Origin of the sequence: Metabacillus endolithicus (assembly GCF_023078335.1) — a bacterium.
Lineage (GTDB): Bacteria > Bacillota > Bacilli > Bacillales > Bacillaceae > Metabacillus > Metabacillus endolithicus.
Map to the genome: position 1 here is coordinate 633,983 of NZ_CP095550.1, position 16,505 is coordinate 650,487.

Annotated in this window: 22 protein-coding genes and 2 pseudogenes; 5 read left to right on the forward strand and 19 right to left on the reverse strand. The window is 32.7% G+C overall.

The window, feature by feature from the left end; translation table 11 throughout:
- Positions 1-19: 19 nt before the first annotated feature.
- The 3 genes from MVE64_RS03455 to MVE64_RS03465 are packed head-to-tail and all read right to left on the reverse strand — an operon-like array spanning position 20 to position 1,686.
- Positions 20-700 (reverse strand): sporulation protein, encoded by a 681-nt coding sequence (locus MVE64_RS03455; RefSeq protein WP_247343818.1) that lies wholly within the window; start codon positions 698-700, stop codon positions 20-22.
- 12 nt (positions 701-712) lie between these two features.
- Positions 713-1,501 (reverse strand): serine/threonine protein kinase, encoded by a 789-nt coding sequence (locus tag MVE64_RS03460; protein ID WP_247343821.1) that lies wholly within the window; start codon positions 1,499-1,501, stop codon positions 713-715.
- Positions 1,501-1,686: a hypothetical protein gene (locus tag MVE64_RS03465; RefSeq protein ID WP_098799500.1), complete on the reverse strand. Its 186-nt coding sequence runs from the start codon at positions 1,684-1,686 to the stop codon at positions 1,501-1,503. Before MVE64_RS03465 ends, MVE64_RS03460 begins: the two co-directional genes overlap by 1 nt.
- 154 nt (positions 1,687-1,840) lie before the next feature.
- On the opposite strand from MVE64_RS03465, the gene MVE64_RS03470 reads away from it, so the two are divergent.
- Positions 1,841-2,911 carry a DUF2515 family protein gene (locus MVE64_RS03470; protein ID WP_247343824.1) on the forward strand — a complete coding sequence of 357 codons (1,071 nt, stop codon included), beginning with the start codon at positions 1,841-1,843 and terminating at the stop codon, positions 2,909-2,911.
- A gap of 50 nt (positions 2,912-2,961) precedes the next feature.
- Here the strand turns inward: MVE64_RS03470 and MVE64_RS03475 are convergent, their stop codons facing one another.
- Positions 2,962-3,144 (reverse strand): YozD family protein, encoded by a 183-nt coding sequence (locus tag MVE64_RS03475; protein ID WP_098799498.1) that lies wholly within the window; start codon positions 3,142-3,144, stop codon positions 2,962-2,964.
- Between the two features lie 162 nt (positions 3,145-3,306).
- Here MVE64_RS03475 and MVE64_RS03480 point away from each other — a divergent pair, with 162 nt between their 5' ends.
- Positions 3,307-3,501, forward strand: a complete 195-nt coding sequence (locus MVE64_RS03480) for a hypothetical protein (RefSeq protein WP_247343826.1) — start codon at positions 3,307-3,309, stop codon at positions 3,499-3,501.
- Position 3,502: 1 nt separating this feature from the next.
- On the opposite strand, the gene MVE64_RS03485 is transcribed toward MVE64_RS03480, so the two are convergent.
- The 6 genes and pseudogenes from MVE64_RS03485 to msrB form a co-directional block, all read right to left on the reverse strand.
- The gene (locus tag MVE64_RS03485; RefSeq protein WP_247343829.1) at positions 3,503-4,174 is read right to left on the reverse strand and encodes a hypothetical protein; all 672 of its coding nucleotides are present in this window, start codon (positions 4,172-4,174) and stop codon (positions 3,503-3,505) included.
- Between the two features lie 132 nt (positions 4,175-4,306).
- Positions 4,307-4,534, reverse strand: coding sequence for a YozE family protein (locus MVE64_RS03490; RefSeq protein ID WP_247343832.1), 228 nt, complete (start codon positions 4,532-4,534; stop codon positions 4,307-4,309).
- A gap of 172 nt (positions 4,535-4,706) precedes the next feature.
- Positions 4,707-5,696: a biotin synthase BioB gene (bioB, locus tag MVE64_RS03495; RefSeq protein WP_247343834.1), complete on the reverse strand. Its 990-nt coding sequence runs from the start codon at positions 5,694-5,696 to the stop codon at positions 4,707-4,709.
- 186 nt (positions 5,697-5,882) lie between these two features.
- Positions 5,883-5,960, reverse strand: a pseudogene (locus tag MVE64_RS03500) (YjcZ family sporulation protein); the annotation flags it as partial.
- Positions 5,961-6,159: 199 nt separating this feature from the next.
- Positions 6,160-6,537: a VOC family protein gene (locus tag MVE64_RS03505; RefSeq protein WP_098799492.1), complete on the reverse strand. Its 378-nt coding sequence runs from the start codon at positions 6,535-6,537 to the stop codon at positions 6,160-6,162.
- Between the two features lie 98 nt (positions 6,538-6,635).
- Positions 6,636-7,595: a peptide-methionine (R)-S-oxide reductase MsrB gene (msrB, locus tag MVE64_RS03510; protein WP_247343837.1), complete on the reverse strand. Its 960-nt coding sequence runs from the start codon at positions 7,593-7,595 to the stop codon at positions 6,636-6,638.
- Positions 7,596-7,786: 191 nt separating this feature from the next.
- On the opposite strand from msrB, the gene MVE64_RS03515 reads away from it, so the two are divergent.
- Both MVE64_RS03515 and MVE64_RS03520 read left to right on the forward strand, forming a co-directional pair.
- A complete protein-coding gene (locus MVE64_RS03515; RefSeq protein WP_247343840.1) occupies positions 7,787-8,209 on the forward strand; it encodes a MarR family winged helix-turn-helix transcriptional regulator in 423 nt (140 codons plus the stop codon).
- Positions 8,210-8,328: 119 nt separating this feature from the next.
- Positions 8,329-8,580 carry a DNA alkylation repair protein gene (locus tag MVE64_RS03520; RefSeq protein WP_121662490.1) on the forward strand — a complete coding sequence of 84 codons (252 nt, stop codon included), beginning with the start codon at positions 8,329-8,331 and terminating at the stop codon, positions 8,578-8,580.
- Positions 8,581-8,637: 57 nt separating this feature from the next.
- Here the strand turns inward: MVE64_RS03520 and MVE64_RS27325 are convergent, their stop codons facing one another.
- Positions 8,638-8,766, reverse strand: coding sequence for a hypothetical protein (locus MVE64_RS27325; protein ID WP_255301700.1), 129 nt, complete (start codon positions 8,764-8,766; stop codon positions 8,638-8,640).
- Between the two features lie 308 nt (positions 8,767-9,074).
- Between MVE64_RS27325 and MVE64_RS03525 the strand changes: the two genes are divergently transcribed.
- On the forward strand, positions 9,075-9,248 hold the full coding sequence (locus MVE64_RS03525) for a hypothetical protein (RefSeq protein WP_247343844.1): 174 nt from the start codon (positions 9,075-9,077) through the stop codon (positions 9,246-9,248).
- Positions 9,249-9,431: 183 nt separating this feature from the next.
- On the opposite strand, the gene ypmT is transcribed toward MVE64_RS03525, so the two are convergent.
- The 8 genes and pseudogenes from ypmT to MVE64_RS03565 form a co-directional block, all read right to left on the reverse strand.
- Positions 9,432-9,632, reverse strand: coding sequence for a protein YpmT (gene ypmT, locus MVE64_RS03530; RefSeq protein WP_247343846.1), 201 nt, complete (start codon positions 9,630-9,632; stop codon positions 9,432-9,434).
- A 48-nt stretch (positions 9,633-9,680) separates the two neighbouring features.
- Positions 9,681-10,802 (reverse strand): S1C family serine protease, encoded by a 1,122-nt coding sequence (locus MVE64_RS03535; RefSeq protein WP_247343847.1) that lies wholly within the window; start codon positions 10,800-10,802, stop codon positions 9,681-9,683.
- Between the two features lie 3 nt (positions 10,803-10,805).
- Positions 10,806-11,960, reverse strand: coding sequence for an FxLYD domain-containing protein (locus MVE64_RS03540; RefSeq protein ID WP_247343849.1), 1,155 nt, complete (start codon positions 11,958-11,960; stop codon positions 10,806-10,808).
- 252 nt (positions 11,961-12,212) lie between these two features.
- Positions 12,213-12,788, reverse strand: a complete 576-nt coding sequence (locus MVE64_RS03545; protein WP_247343852.1) for a YpmS family protein — start codon at positions 12,786-12,788, stop codon at positions 12,213-12,215.
- Positions 12,789-12,806: 18 nt separating this feature from the next.
- On the reverse strand, positions 12,807-13,601 hold the full coding sequence (locus tag MVE64_RS03550; protein WP_247343855.1) for an SGNH/GDSL hydrolase family protein: 795 nt from the start codon (positions 13,599-13,601) through the stop codon (positions 12,807-12,809).
- Positions 13,602-13,767: 166 nt separating this feature from the next.
- Positions 13,768-14,353: pseudogene (locus MVE64_RS03555) on the reverse strand (SCO family protein).
- Between the two features lie 98 nt (positions 14,354-14,451).
- On the reverse strand, positions 14,452-15,420 hold the full coding sequence (locus MVE64_RS03560) for a nucleoside hydrolase (RefSeq protein ID WP_247343857.1): 969 nt from the start codon (positions 15,418-15,420) through the stop codon (positions 14,452-14,454).
- Between the two features lie 210 nt (positions 15,421-15,630).
- Positions 15,631-16,473: a DegV family protein gene (locus MVE64_RS03565; RefSeq protein WP_247343860.1), complete on the reverse strand. Its 843-nt coding sequence runs from the start codon at positions 16,471-16,473 to the stop codon at positions 15,631-15,633.
- Positions 16,474-16,505: the final 32 nt, after the last annotated feature.

The following is a 16,505-nucleotide window of genomic DNA, read 5'->3' on the forward strand; positions in this document are numbered from 1 at the left end:
AATTTAATTATAGATTCATCTAAATCAAGTGCTTCTGAAAAAAGACCAGCAAGCCCCTTGCACGGCGGTCGACTTCTACTACAACCTCTATTTTTTGATCATCAATTAAGAAAAACATAACTTCCACTTCATCGAATTTTCCATAATACGAACCCGATGTTGGAATAAATTCAAATTCTTGTACAAACGGTAATCTTTTTCTTAATTTAAATGAAGCCTCTTCGTTTTTGACCTTTCTTAAGGAAAAGCCTAATTCTTTCATAACATTTAAAATCTGATCCATCATATTATTAGGTAAAATTGTCACAATATCTCGATCTTGTGGATCAACAGCACCTTTTATGTCCACACCTGTTTGAATCCATACTTGTGATGAACCTACACTAACCGGTGTGTCTAATGGCATTTCAATTTGGAAAGGGAATGTTTTCGTTTCTCCAGGCATAATTACAAACGGTTCATTTAACTTAATGGTTGCGATCACAACATGCTTATTGATTACGCGATCATCTTGTTCTTTTTCATAATTTGTGTTGACTGTTAAATAGATCTCATCAACAGCTTGTTCTACATTTCCACCTTGTACATCAATAACTCCTTCTACTTTTTCACCAATCATGATAGATGATTTAGAAAGTTTAGCATCAACCTTTGCAGAACCAACTCCAACACTTGCCAGGATTTTATTAAAAAATGACATTTTGATTCCTCCTCATTTTATGACCCTTTTTATATCCTTCATAATTTGATTGATCTCATCATATGGTTCATCTAACTGAAGCATTTTACGTAGAATTCTTTTTGTATGGTTTGAAATATCCAACTCTTCTTCCCATGTTCTTTTTTCCCTAGTTTTTGGTTGATATGAGGAATAAAGTAAAAATAAAAGAAAATGACCTAATGCATAAAAATCACTTTTAAATGAAACTTCTCGAAACAACTTTTTCTCTAAAGAATCAAATTGTTCAGAATGATTATCATTTATGAATCTAGCCAGACCAAAATCAATAATGTACTTTTTTTCTTCATTTTTCAAGATATTAGGAATACGTAAGTCGCGGTGAACCCATCCGATACTATGAAACAATTTTACTAATACAAGTACGTCATAAAGCTCTTTCAATGCTTCTTCTTCTGAAAATGTCATATTTTCTATAAAAATTAAATCTTCATATGTTTTTCCTTTTTTATATTCCATCACAATAAAATGTTTTTCATTTTCTATAAATTCATCATAAAAAGTTGGAAAGGAAGAGTCGTTTAAAGTTTTTAAAATAGTGACTTCTTGTTTAAAAGATTCTTCCCCAGACTTTTCGAGCATTTTATACTTCCGTAATTGCTTTAGCACTTTATTCTGATTTTCTTCATCTTTCACTAAATATGTGAACCCATAGCTACCTTTGCCTAAAAGCTTCTTAATGATATATCTTTCATTTACAATTTGATGAGCTTTTAATGGTTGCTCTGTTAATTCAATCCACTTTTTGGTGAACTTGTTCATTAGCTACTATATGAACTAAAAAAACCACTTGATTTATGCTTTCTTTTGTAATGTTGATGCCCATATTTTGATGGATGATAATGATGAGATTTTCTTCTTTTAAAATCACTCGAACTGTAGCTTCTTCGGTATGAATGTGAATGTTTACTTGAAGATAATAAAGATTTAAGGATTTTCTTTAACATATTAAATCCCTCTTTCTAAAAATTTTATTTTTATTATAGCTCATTAGTATATACGACAAGAAAGAACAAAGGTTTCATAAATTTCATACAAATAAAATAGGAATTTACTACAACTACTTTAATAAACAGCCTAAACTTAAAGGACGGTTTAATTATGAATGAAGAAACTAGAAATAAAAAAGCAAACGACCAGTTTCTTGAGCAGCAACTGAAGAATATATTGAAAGAATCTTCTCCTTTTGTTATTACACAAAAAGAAAGAAAAATAATCAACACTATTTCTAATGAAACAAAAATTAATAATAAAAATAATCTTACTAGAACAAATGCGTATTTAACATTTTATCGTCAACATCCAGAGATTCATTGGGCTTTTCTTGCGCATATGGTTTCACGCAATGGAGGGTACAATATGACCGATTTGAAAAGTCCTTTACTTGAATCTTTCGTTGAAAGCAAGCAACAAACAATTCTGTTTCATTTTTTAGAAAGAGCAAATGCCCTGATTTTTCATGATGCCTATCCACAGCTATTACTCTATAAAAAAAGCAAAGAAGATTCTACTGATTATTCCCATTTATTACCCTCGTTTCATGTTTCTAAGTTCATGATTCCAATTTGGAAATTCTTCTTTACTTCACAACAACCTTCACTTCTAACATATGCATTAATAACGAATGAACAGCATTATGTTGAAAAACACTTAATGACACTTCCCTTCATAAAAAAAACTGTTCTACTTTCGTTTATGTATTTGCTTCAGGAAAAATTAGGTTTCACACATGTTCTTTTTCCTTTTAAACGCTACCGCTTTTTAAATAAGCATTCATTAGCAGGTTTAGAAGTTCATGATTTTTCTTCTATTAAGACAAGAATAGATACTGGTAAAAAACTATACAGCATCCTTTTTTCAAAAAATTGGCTTTCTTCATTTTCTCAGTTTGCTACTAAACATGAACACACAGCTTCACGTCATGATTATTGGCCACATATTTTCACCAATAACATAATGGACGATCATAAAATTTACAGCCCACCACTGGCTAAGGCTTGGGAGGATGTTCCACACACTTTTCCAAAATACCAAGATTGGTATATAGACTTTTCACAAATAAAGAATTTTAATAACCCCTTAAATATTGAATTTCAAGTTATCACTAAGAATGTAAAACATGATTTAAAGCTCATTAAAGCATTGTCAACAATGAAAGAACTATTAACATAATAAAAAAGGCTGACATGTAAAATTCATGTCAGCCTTTCTAGGTATTCTTCCTATTCATTCTCTTCATAGTCTAAATCTTCATCGATAATGCATTTGTTAAGAAGGTAATCGAATGTTATATCTGCAAGTTCTCCAAGTTCTTCTTCACCTGGAACATACCCTCTTTTTGTGAGCTCATTGTAAAAGAACTCAGCAATCTCCTCAGTATCAATAATTACTTCTATTTCCTTCACAATATCGCCCCCCTTCTATTTTTTATGTCCATTTAAAGGGACATATGCAAATCAATGAATAATTTTTTTATAAGACTTTATAAAATGAACAGGAATAAATATAGAGTAAAAACATATAGATAGTTTTAAGTGGACAAGCTTAAAAAAGGGGCGGAAATCGATATGTTAAAAGACATTCAATATACTGCAGTTTATAGTGAAAAGAAACAACAAAGTTCTAAAGAACGTGTACTAGATTTTATTGATGGGAAAGGCTTTGATTCTCTTTTAGAAAATTCATTAAAAGCATTATCTTATGGAATGGTCTTTTTCTGTGTTCCTTACCTTATTTATCTCATTATCTCTTTGGCCTTATAAACTATTCTTTATATCTATATAAGCTCTTTAAAATTAAGTTCATCATATCTTTGTATTCTTCATCATGAAACATTTTATATAAGGTTTCATAATCGTTATAGATATCAAGCATTTCATCAATTAACTTTTTATAATTTTCTTCTTCAACAGGTTGTTTTGTTGACTCGAGACCAATGTAACTATGAATCATTGATGCATAATATCGACTTTCGTCTGAAATTGTATTATGCAAATGAAGCTGCTGCATAAAAGACTCAGCCTCTTGATTGCTGATCATTAGGCTCATTTCATCTTCAGTAGCTTCTAACCATTCCCCATCAGACATGCGATTTAATTCATATGTTAGTTCTTCCCACCCATCTTCCGCATATCTCCACACTTCTGTTCTCACACCTACTATGCGAAATAAAGAGCTACCGTATTCTTTAACTAAAACAATATCACCTATTTGATAGTGAACATCAATATTTATTTTCTCTGTCTCAATAAGAGATCCTTCATAATCAGAAAATAATTGAAGGGCATTTTCATAATACAAAATATCACCATGATTCACTTCGTACGCATACTGATGATCAACAAAATGGAGCTTAGTTATGGTACCCACAGTTCCATACATAATAATCACGACAATATCCCCTATTTTAAATTTTGGTCTGTTTTTATTTTTCATTTTTCATCTCTCCTTTGTCGTGATTGTAAGGATAAGATAGTATATGCTGAAACTTTAAATTCGTCATGGATAGTTTTTACAACGAAAACGAAAAGGACAAAGATGAGCATTTGTTCATCTTTGTCCTTTTCGTTATATTCTTCTTAAAATTTCATTTTGATAACGATCCCAGGCATCGTCGAAAACTGACATGCTTTGTAAATAATGACCGTTCATCTCCAAATAAGAACTTAGCTCATCATAACGATCAGTTGTCTTTGGAAAAGCATGATCAAGATACGCATCATTGGCAAATTTAGATAACTCATCCTTTGGTTTTGGATGACGATATTTCATTAAATAATGATAAAAGGACTTCATCTGGTATTCCCCCGTTGTTTTTGCTTATTAAAGACTAGGATAATACAACTGAAGAACTTTAATCAAGCCTCGATTATATTTCTCCCTTAACCAAAAGGTGATCTTCTTAAATCCTCAACTATATAACAAGTAAAACCACAGCAGATTTACTGTGGTTTAGTTCCGGTAAATTTTAAACACTCATTTCTTCATACTGAAAATCTATCTCAAATCCAAGATCCATAAGCATTTTATGGTCTGCAGTGCTTTCTTGTCCAGCTGTTGTCAAATAATCTCCAACAAATATGGAATTTGCTGCATATAAGCCAAGTGGTTGTAGGGACCTTAAATTCACTTCACGTCCACCAGAAATTCTAATTTCTTTTGTTGGGTTTATGTATCGAAATAAAGCTAGTACTTTCAAACAATATCTAGGATTTAAATCATTAGTTCCTTCAAGAGGTGTACCATCTATTGCATGTAAAAAGTTTACAGGGATTGAATCTGCATCTAATTCTCTTAAACTATATGCCATATTTACCACATCATCTAATGTTTCACGCATTCCAACAATTACACCAGAACAAGGTGAAATACCACTCTGCTTTACCAACTCAACTGTATTCGTACGATCTTCGTATGTATGCGAAGTCGTGATAGAAGAATGATGTTCTTTTGATGTATTTATATTATGATTATAACGATCTACTCCAGCTTCTTTTAAACGCCTTGCCTGATCTGGTTTTAAGATACCTAGGCATGCACAAATTTTCAATCCATATTTGTCCTTTATTTCACCAACAGCAGATGTTACATGATCAACTTCCTTATCACTTGGACCCCGGCCACTTGCAACAATACAATATGTACCCACTTTTAAGTTATGAGCTTGCTCTGCACCTTTTAAAATAGATTCTTTATCTAGCATTCTATATTTCTCTATTGGTGCTTTTGAAACAATTGATTGTGAACAATAACCACAATTCTCAGGACATAATCCTGATTTAGTGTTGATGATCATATTAAGCTTCACTTTTTTTCCATAATAATGTTTTCTAATCTTAAATGCACCATTTAATAGTAATAACAAGTCATCATCATCACACGTTAAAATTGACTTTGCTTCTTCTCTGGTTAAAGCTCTTCCATTAATCACATCGTCGGCCAATAATTCCCATTTCATTTTATCATTCCCCCTTAGATTGCTTATACTAATGGTAATGAATGGTTATTATTATGTCAACCACTTAAGATTCGAAGTTAACATAATAAACGTAATATTTCCTAATATAGATTAACACTTCAGCTATATTACGAACCAACTTATGTATAAAAAAAGAGCTCACATCGGAGCTCCTTTTAATTGAGATTAGTGAATGTAAGCTGCACCAACGATAATTAATAAGATGAACAACACAACAATTAATACGAAGCTATTTCCATAACCGTATCCACCTGTGCTTGGGTATCCATAATCATAATGGCAATGCATATTGTTTCACTCCTCGTATCGAATTTAGATTTCCCTTTACTTTATGTCATGGGTGGGTTGTATCGTATGTGCATTCGCCTATCTTTAGGTAAAAAACTAATTTAAAAATAAAAAGCAAAAAACCAGGCTGCATCCATAGGCCGGTTTCCTTTCTTTAACGTTCAAAAAATTCAATCCATTCTTTTTCTGGACCTCTAAAGAAAATATACTTTGCTCCATTTGGCAACTCTGTGATCTCTTCAAAAATCCATTCTACGTTTGCCGCACGTAATCTATCTCTTTCTTTCTCAATATTATCAACTTGAAAAGCAATATGATGAACCTTTCCTTCATCAGGTAAATTAGGATTATATCCTTCTATAAGTTCAACAATAATATTGCCTCCCACACCTAAAAATGCTAGCTTCATATTCCCATCTGTATGTAAAAATTGATCAAGCAAATCAAGACCAACTACATCTTTGTAAAATGTAATGCTTCTTTCAATATTTTCCACTTGTATTCCAACATGCTCAAAGCCTAATACTGACATCTTCTCTACTCCTCCTCTTCTATTTTATTCCCATTTTAATACAAAGAATACAAAAGTGTCTATACTAGAAAAAGGCTGAACATAATTCAGCCTTTTTGCTATTTATTAAATAACTGGGCATATTTACCATACCCCTCTTTTTCTAAATCATCCTTTGGGATAAATCTTAAAGCAGCCGAATTAATACAATATCTTAATCCATTAGGACCTGGTCCATCATCAAATACATGACCTAAATGTGAATCAGCTGTTTTACTTCTTACTTCTGTACGAATCATTCCATGCGTTGTATCCATTTTCTCGACAACTTCAAAGTCTTGGATCGGTTTTGTAAAACTAGGCCACCCACATCCTGCGTCATATTTGTCTTTTGAACTGAATAACGGTTTTCCGGAAACAATGTCTACATAAATACCTTCTTCTACGTGATTCCAAAACTCATTGTGAAAAGGAGGTTCTGTTCCATTGTTTTGAGTAACTTCATATTGTATAGGAGATAAAGTAGATTTTAAATCTTCTTTGTTATTACCATTCCAATGCTCTTGTATAAATCGATCTCTACCAGATCCTGTTCGATATTGTTTGTAACGACCGGTACTTTTTTTATAGAAGTCCTGATGGTATTCTTCCGCAGGATAAAATGGTTTTGCCTCAAGAATCATTGTAACGATAGGCTTCGAAAATCTTCCGCTTTTTTCCAATGTCTCTTTTGAGGCTTCTGCCAACTTCTTCTGTTCTTCTGTATGATAGAAAATAGCTGTTTTATAAGATTCTCCTCTATCAAAAAATTGACCACCTGAATCTGTTGGATCAATTTGTTGCCAAAATAATTCTAACAGCTTTTCATAAGGAAATATTTCAGGATTGTACGTAATTTGTACAGCCTCAAGATGCCCTGTTGTATTTGAACAAACTTCCTCATATGTAGGATTTTCCTTATTTCCCCCGGTATAGCCTGAAATAACACTTTCGATACCTGGTAACTCATCGAAGGGCTGGACCATACACCAAAAGCAACCACCAGCAAATGTAGCGAGTTCCAACTTGTGCTTATTCATCGATTACTTCCCTCCTATTAACTAATGAATTCTATTATATATCATGCAATAAAACTTAGAAAGTAAACAGCTTTTTATGGAAAGTCTCTTTATTATCTTCCAACATCATTTTCTTTAATAAACCTTGACACATTCTATAACATTCCTTAGTCTTATTAAAAGGATACTTTGATAGTACGGAGGAAACTAGGTTGAATAATCGTCAAGAAAAGATGTATGAGATGGAATCCCTAATGCGTGATGTGTATAAGAAAACTCGTCACGAAATGAACCAAGTTTATGATAATGAAATGTCTAGAAATGAATTTTTCATTTTAAAAACTTTGTACGAGCTTGGCCCAAAAAAGTCATCTGACTTATCCAAAATACTAAATGTTTCTGCTTCTCATATTACAGCAGTAACTGACTCTCTTATCGAAAAAAATTGGATTGAACGTGTTCGTTCTGTCAAAGACCGTAGAATTGTTGATATTCATTTAACGGAGAATGGGAAAAACATTCTTGAGCAATATGAAAAAAAGAAAACAGACTTTTTGTTAGAAAAGTTTAATGATTTTAGTGATGAAGATATTGCAAACTTCATTATCTTATTTAAAAAACTATTAAAAGAATAGTGTATATTTATTAAACGCTGTAGGTTTGAGAGGAACTCCCAAACCTACAGCGTTTTTACATATAAAAAAATAGTTTATACATACTAAAGAAAATAAGAATTATTACGGAGGTCAGAATAATGTCTTCACCATATTTATGCCCAAATTGTAAAACAAATCGAACCCGGTTTAATATTATTGAACAACTTGCAAAACCGGTTAAATTAAACCCACAAACAGGAGATATAGTAGAAGAGCTCCAGCAGTCAAATTTAGATCCGTTCCATGTTTCATATAAAGGTCCAAATTATCGAGTACAGTGCGGCACTTGTGGTCTAATTGAAGACGAAATATCCTTTGTTAAAAGAGCACAGATTAATCAGTCTTACTAACATAACGAAAATAAGTGGAATAGAATCTTTTATGATCAGATCTATTCCACTTTTTCTTCACTCACTATTTTGAGTCATATTAAAAAACATCGGGTCTTCTTTTTTTTCATTTTTTGAGGATTTCTCATCTTTCTTCCCCATTTTCCCATCTGATTCATAACTTAATTTTTTATTTTTGTTTTTCAACCTTATCTCTCCTTTGCATAAGAACTATCATCATTTTTTCCATTTAAGACGAAATTATGTAGAAGATGAATAAACGAAGAGCTGTCCTACCACAGTCTGATTGAAGAGGGATTAGAAGTATCGATTGAACTAGTTTTACAATAAATTACTGTAAAGATCATTAATGAATTTTTAATTCATTTTTAATTTTTTAAGATCATGTACAGATTCTGTAAAAAGTCTATGCACACCTGAAATTTCCATTATTATTAAGTTGAGCCAACTGGTTCACATATAAATTACTCAACGTTACATGGGAGGAAAAGACAATGAATAAAAGTTTATTATTAAAAGTTGGAGCTTCTTTACTTGCTGTATTTTTAATGGCTGCATGTAACAACACAGAGGATACTGAACAAGAAGAAACAAATGTAGAAGAAACTGAAGAAGGTACTGAAGAAACCGAAGAAGGTGCTGAACAAACTGAAGAAGAAGCAGAATAATCATAAAACTTTTTAAGTAGAAAACTAGCTGAACGGCGAGCCTAAAAGATGAAGCGTGATGTGTAATTGCACTTAGGCTAAATACTTAGGAATTAAACACTATGTCGGAATTTTTCATGTGCTGCTGATTTCTGCTTTTAACGTACAAAAAATGAGAGGGGATTTCCCTCTCATTTTAATAAATTAACTTTCACTCTTATGTTTTTGCTTTTCATCTTTAATATGCCAAACATATACTGCAATACTCAAACACAATGTGCTATAGGCGAGATTTAAGTACACCTCATCCATATTTTCTGAAACTAGCTGCTGATAGGCAATTCCACCGAAAATAAGCGAAATAATAATGGCTGCAATTCCCATTAAAACAAATTTGTTTTTCATAATAACCCCCTTATATTATTTAGTAATCCAAGGAATATCTATGAATCATCAATCCTGCTTTTTCTCTGATATAATTTTGGCCTGATCATTCTCGTAAGCTATCACATAATTCACAGAAGTTGAAGTAGTTTCTTGACCACTACCTGTTCTTTTAACAATCTCAAGGACTGTTTCAACGATTATTTGTTCTTCTTTTTTTACTGTTTTTAATTCTTTAATACTTATAGATAAAATATTCAAATACTCTTTACGAAATGATTGATAATCTACATTTGACTGCCATTCACTTCCTAACAAGGAATAAGCAGTGACAAAATCATTAAAGGTTATACTCTCAATGAAGTAGCTAATTAAATAATCTGATGTTTCTACAATCTTATTTTCGTCTATATCAACGACTGCGTCAATAGAAGGTTCAACAGGAAGGTTCTTCATAGGTGTTTCTGACCAACTATTAACAAGTGGTAATACTGCACTAATCGGGAGGCTAAACCCGATATTTCCTTGCTCAATTCTAGCGGAATTAATGCCTATAACAGCTCCTGTTTGCCTGTCAATCAGCGGACCTCCACTATTACCTGGAGCAATGGGTGCAGATATTTGATACACATCTTCATAAATATACGGATCAACACTTAGTTCTCTGTCCGTCCCACTAATAATTCCAGTTGTAACCGTATTTTGAAAACCTAATGGACTACCTAGTGCCAATATTTCATCGCCAATTTCTAGTTTGGTATTTGGTGATATACTTAATGGCTCCACATTCTCTAAACCTTCAACTCGAACGACCGCTACATCCGTTTCTGTACTTATTCCAATTACTTTTCCATCGAAGCCTTTTGCATCGGTTGTTCTAACTTTCACCTCACTAGCTCCACTAACAACATGTGCATTCGTAATAATATCACCTTTATCGTTATATAAGAAGCCAGAACCAACAGTTCCATCATCTAATTCAACCATGACAACTTTCTTTTGAGCTTCACGAATAATTTCCTTTATCGCCGGAACAGTTTGATCATTATTTGAATCTTCGATTTTGTTTAAAATCGTTGATTCAGAAAATACATTTTTTGTTGTTTGTTCTTTTATATAAAAATAGCCAAACCCACCTGCTATCCAAATTAGAAGGGATACTATGATACTATATATCATTCTCTTATTCATAAATTATCCTTTCTTCTCTTCTAATAGCCATGAAATATTCATAATGTTAACTTTTGCATTTTCTTTTGTTGAATAAGTCACATGTTCAAAATCACCAGTTTCACCTGGCTCCAGCTTATTCGGAAACACATTTGTTTTACCTGATTCTAATTCCTTTCCTTTTTCATCGCTAACTGTAAACTCAATAACAATCGAGTGCACTGTTTCAGTTCCATTATTTTTTACAGCACCATTAATATATGCATCACCATATTTATCAACTTTTATATTGACTGCTGTTAATTCCACGGCTTTTGTAAGATTATGTTGTTCTTCCATTTTAGCGGCTTGAAGAGCTTTATTAATTCGTTCTTGTTCAGCTTGTTCAAAACCGGTCTTTTCCTCTATTATCCGATCTTTTAGTGATAGCAGTTTCTCATTATTGACAACATACTGTAATGCCTCATCTACTACATTTAACGCTTGGTTAAAATGTTTATTCGCCATGCTTTCTTCAGCTTTAACCGAACTAATTGTGACCATTTTCGTATAAATCTGTTGTTTTAATTCAGTAGCTTCTTGTAATTCCAACGAATAAAAAGTGGCCAATTTGTCAGCCAACTCATCTATAGATTCTAGTTTATTTATTTCTTCCTTCATTTCCCCAACCTTGACAGAAGTTTCGGCCTGTTTAATTTCGTGACTAAGCTTTACAAATAATGGTGATCGATTCGTACCCATTTGGCGCTTAAGTAAATCAAGATCCCTTTGAGCACTTTCATACTGTTCATTCATTATTTTTTCAACTTCCGTAAGATCCTCATTTAAATCCATAATTGTTAAAAGTAATTTTTTCTCATCTAACAAAACATCGTAATTATTACGATATGAAAGACCGGTTTCTACAAAATCTAATGCTTTGTTATACTCCCCTGCTAAAGCAGCTTTTTCTGCTTTTTCTTGATAAGTAATGACATTTCCATTTACTTCAGTTTCATGAGAATAAACAAATAGTAGAACAAAGAGAACCGATAAAAAACTTCCTACTGGAATGAAGAAGCTTAGTAAATGAGTTTTTTTGTTTATTAGTTTATGATGATCATTTCTTCTTTTCCCACAATGGGAACAATAATTTGCATTTTTTTCTAAAAAACTAGCTCCACAGTTTATACAAAACAATTATAACCCTCCCACTCTAATTTCAGAGTTAGAGCTTACTAATACGTCGTCTAATAGATACATTTTTTCAGGCATCTATTAATCTATCTATTTATTCGACATACTATTCTATAAGTATACATGTTTCAACGAGATCATTCTAGGTTTTAACCTGGGGGTAATTCGTACCATTTTTCAGTATAGAAAAAACTTTGCTGTAAAGAACTAAACTTCCCATAAAAGGCTATAAGGTCTAACATTTGAAGTTAGACCTTACGGCAGTGGAACATATAATGTAAATGTGATGTCATCTTTTTCTAAATTAAAGCTTTCAGCTCTTGCACTTAAACCACTCTTTAATGTTAATTGATCAAGATGAATATCAATCAATTTTTTACTTGGATCTATCACCACATACTTAGGAAGATCATAATAAGTATTCATATATTTCAGTACATAAGACACAGGAAGCTTCAACTGTCCTATTGACAATTCATTAACCAATAACTGAACATTTCCATCAGATTTAACTTTCGGTTCCAGAATTAACTTCATGTCAATATCTTTGTTAAAAGCTTTTACAACTCCATACACGTTTACTTTATCTTCAAATTCCACTCGATATTGTAAATTTTGCTGACCTGTTTCCTGTTCTAAATAGTGATTCACTAAATGAGTCAAGTCACTTTTCTGGGTTTTAATAAGAAAAGGGACAGTTCCCTCCTTACTAACTTTCGTGTTTTGTGCGCTAGGTTTTTCAGTTGGGATCAATGAAGAAACTGTCACGAACAAAAGAAAGAGTACGTTAATCCCAGCTAGAACAAAAAATGAAATTTTCCACCTTCTCATTACATCACTCATTTCTACCTATTCATTTAAGGATACTTCTGCTTTAGATATAGAATCATATACTCGCTCAGCTATTAATGTATACCCGCTTTCGTTAGGATGAAATTCATCTTTGTACAATAGCTTATTGTCTACTTCAGAAGTAGAGAAAATATCTGCAACAGATACAAATATCCCATTTTCATCTTCCGTTATCATCTGTTTTGAAACTGAGTTCCATTCATCGATAATTTGATCGATTTCCGTTATGTTAGGAAGCATATATTTAAAAGGATTATAAAGACCAACAAATACAATTTGTGCATCTGAATTATAAGATCGAATTGTAATAATAATATTCCTTAATCTTTCTTCGTAAAGCTTTTGCTCTGCTCTAAACGGTTCAAAGTCCAATGAGAAAATATTCTGTCGAACAACATTCATAATGTCATTTCCACCAATAGTCATAACAACCATATCTGCTTCCTTAATGGATTCAATTACTTTATCATTTGTTAACTTTTTTTGCAGATTAGATGTTTTATGTCCCTTTACCCCGTAATTTTCAACCAAAACATCTTTAATGTGATCTTGCTCTTCCAACATTTCAGTCACTCTGCCAACATAACCACCTAACTCTGCTCCATCGCCAACTCCCTTTGTTAAAGAATCACCTATCCCAACTACCTTCATAGTTTTAGGAAAAAACTCTTCAGCAGGGGTTTCCTTTTCGCTTAAAGACACAGGTTTATATTCTAGTTTTGCAGCAGGCTGATTCATACAACCAGTTAAGCACAAGCCAATTATACTAAACAATACAAGCTTTTGGAGCATACAATCACCCCGTTATTTATTTTCAAAAAAACATTATATCATGTCACCATGGATAAAAGCTTTTTAAATCATAAAAAGAGCTAGCTTTTAAACTTTTAACTTTATTATATCTTATGAAAAAAGACTCCTAATGGAATCTTTTTTCATGGCTTATCTTATCTTTTGTTTATTCTTGGCTTATTGCTTTTATATCTGCAATCATTTGATCATATGGTGGATTTTCAACACCATTGTAATCTTTTAGCACCGTTCCATTTTGATCAACTAAATAAAAATAAGTACCATGAATCACTTGTTCTGTACTTTTTGGCTTTTGAACAATCGTCTTAAAGCTGTCTTTTGCAAATTCTTCAATTTCCTTTTGTGAATATCCCGTTAAAAAATCCCAGTTTTCAAATGAAATTGAGTAAGGCTCTGCAAACTCTTTAAGTTTATCAGGAGTATCAATTTCTGGATCAACACTAAAGGAAACGATCCTTGTATTAAGCCCCTTCATTCTCCAGTATCTGTTGAAGCTCAGTCATGTGCGCTGTCATTGGTGGACATACTGTGTCACAGCTAGTAAAAATAAAATCAGCTACCCACACCGTTCCTTTTAAATCCTCCAATGATACTTGATCATTGTCTTGGTTTGTATATTCAAAGGATTGAACTTCATAATTAAGTGGGTTTTCAATTGGTGATTTTTGTCCGCAGGCACTTAAAATAAGAATAGTCGCTCCGATCAGACTCCATAACATTTTCTTTTTCATTAACACCTTCACCCTTCTGTATTGTTCATAATGAAAAGTTTATCAAAATACGACATAAAGGGAAAGATGAAATGATGTGAAGCTTTTTTGAATAATTATTAAAACTTATGGCCATTTATAAAGGTATCGTAAACATTCTCAATATAGAATTGGTAATCAAATTTTATCGCGATTGTATGTATAGGATACATTTCGAGCTCTTTATAAGGCCTGAAATCTCCAATGCTCTGCCCCCTCGCCACACCATCTTCCGTACTGATTTTTACAGGTTTATCAACAAATTGAAAATGGTTACTATTTTTCACTGCCCAGAGTGTTAACAAGTCATGCATTGGTCCACCCGAAATGGAGGGATCTCTTTTTTTATACCATTCTGAATAATAGGTGATAATCGGCTTTAATAATTGCCCTACACTATCGCCTGTTCTTTTAAAATATTGGTCAAGTTGATTTATGATGTTATCTGGAATAATTGCATAATTCGTTACATTAAGAGGAAATATCTTTACTTTTTCTGCATTACTTAATACTAGATTTGCTGCGTAATGATCACTATAGAAATTTGCTTCAGCAATTGGGGTTGCATTACCTGGAAAAAGAAATGCACCGCCCATAATATAAAACTCTTTGACTTGCGATAGAAAATTCGGATATAAAACAATTGCTGTTGCTAATGATGTTAAACGACCAACATTAACAATGCTAATTTCATTTGGATATTGATTAATAACGGTTAAAATCTCATAAAAGTTCTCAAATTCAGGTATCGGTTCGCTCAATTCAGGCGTAACCGGACCAAGTCCATATTCACCATGAATTTCAGGAAAATAAGTAGGTTGTTCGCCAGTTAACGGTCGATCTGCACCTCCAATAATAGGGATATCTGTCAGCTGGGTAATTTCTTGAATATATCTTGCTGTTATCGTGGCATTTTTCTTTGAGATATTTCCGTAGTCAACAACAACTCCAACAATATCAATATCCTTACTATAATAAGCAAAAAGTAAAGCAACAATATCATCAATTCCAAAGTCTCCGATAAACAACACTTTTTTACCGATGATCAACACCACCTGTTTTGAGTGATTAGCTAATTTAAATAATTCATTGCACTTTACTGTTCTTTTTATAATAATTATGCGTAATTTTTAGCACGATGTCTTTTTATATTTTGACCCAATACAATTGGGTTTTATATATATTTGAATCAAATGCCATGAAGCACTAAAAAAGACCCAGACATCACCATAAAAAATGGTCTTGTCTAGGTCTAATATTTACTCTGCAAAAAACATAAAACCTACTGCACCCGGTCCCGTATGTGTTGAAACAACAGGTGTTGTAAATGAGATATCTACCATGCAATTCGGACTAATTTCAAGAACAGCTTGCTTTAGTCTTTGAGCAAAATCATGTGCGTCAGCATGGGCAATGCCAACTGCTTTAACAGTTTTTCCTTTTACATCTTCCGCAAATTGTTTGGCTAAGTATTTTACTGCCTGAGATTGACTTCTAACTTTTCCAACTGGAGTATAAAGCCCATCTTGTAATTTTGCTATTGGCTTAATATTGAGTAAGGAGCCTATTAAAGCTTTTCCACGACCAATCCTACCACCCTTCACAAGATTTTCCAGTGTGTCTACACTTAGATAAAGTCTTGTTTGATCGCGAATTTCAGCTATCCTATGAAGTATTTGTTCTTTTGAAGATCCTTCTTTAGCCATTCTTGCTGCTTCCAAAACTTGAAAACCTAGTGCCTTAGAAATAAACATTGAATCAAGAACTGTTACATCAGCTTCGGTCATTTGAGCAGCCGATTGAGCTGATTGGACTGTCCCACTTAAGCCTTTTGTCATATGAATAGAAATAATTGAACTCCCATCCTTGCTAAGCTCCTCATACACTCTTAGAAACTCCCCAGCAGGTGGTTGTGAACTCTTAGGAAGTTCATTAGATTGATTCATCATTTTTATAAAAACGTCTGGAGTAATGTCAACTCCGTCTATAAAATGTTTATCATCTATTGTAATGGACAATGGAACAACCGTAATATCATATTCTTCTATCAAATCTTTTCTCATATCTATTGTTGAATCAGTTACAATTTTAATTTTTTGCAAATCCTCACATCCCTAAAAAGTCTACCTACTAT